The organism is Oleiphilus sp. HI0132 (assembly GCF_001635845.1).
Map to the genome: position 1 here is coordinate 1 of NZ_LWGJ01000011.1, position 829 is coordinate 829.

1 protein-coding gene is annotated in these 829 nt (G+C 43.7%); it reads right to left on the minus strand.

Annotation, left to right across the window (positions count from 1 at the left end; genetic code table 11):
- Nucleotides 1-54 precede the first annotated feature (54 nt).
- Nucleotides 55-829: glutamate--tRNA ligase family protein (locus tag A3766_RS00215; RefSeq protein ID WP_231882800.1), on the minus strand; the 775-nt coding region annotated here is incomplete at its 5' end.

Below are 829 nucleotides of genomic sequence, written 5' to 3' on the forward strand. Positions count from 1 at the left end.
TCATTCAACGGGGGCGTATATTATTGAAGTCTCCCCCCCGAGTCAAGACTATTTTTACACTTCTTTTAACTTTTTGATTTCTGCGCTAAGCGATTGATATTCCTTCTCTACTCGCTTGGTTTCTTTCTTGGAAAAGCCACCCAATATGCTAACAGCATGACGCAGCCTGGCACGACTCATATCTGGCCCTAAAAGCGCCATAGAATCGACTACTGACCAAGAGTTTGGTGTACCAGCAATAGCGATAAAGATTGGCTGCATGCAATCACCTATCTTAAACTCCATCACCTTGGACAAAGCCTTAATCTCGGCAAAGATATTATCTTTGTTCCAATCACGTAATGATTCCAATTGCCACAAAGCAAACTGCAACACGCGTTTAACTTGCCCTTCTTCTAGTTTTTTATGCGCAAAATCTGCAGCCTGTAATTCCAGCATACCTGAAAACATAAAGGTGCTTAATGGTGCGATGTCAGCAAAGGTCGATACACGCCCCTGTACATGCTCAACCAAAGGTTTAAGGTTTGCCTCGTTGAATGCCCAAGCTTGAGCGCGCGCCATAAATTCGTCAGCACTTAGATTTTCACGAATCCACACGCCATTCAACCAGCTTAGCTTTTCGACGTCGAAAATCGGTCCACCAAGCGAAACACGTTTAATATCGAAGTTCTCAATCATTTCCTGTAGTGTAAATTTCTCACGCTCATCAGGCATAGACCAACCCATTCGCCCCAAATAGTTAATGACTGACTCGGGTAAAAAACCAGCACGCTCATAATAATTAATACTGGTTGGGTTCTTACGCTTGCTTAGCTTGCTCTTATCCGGG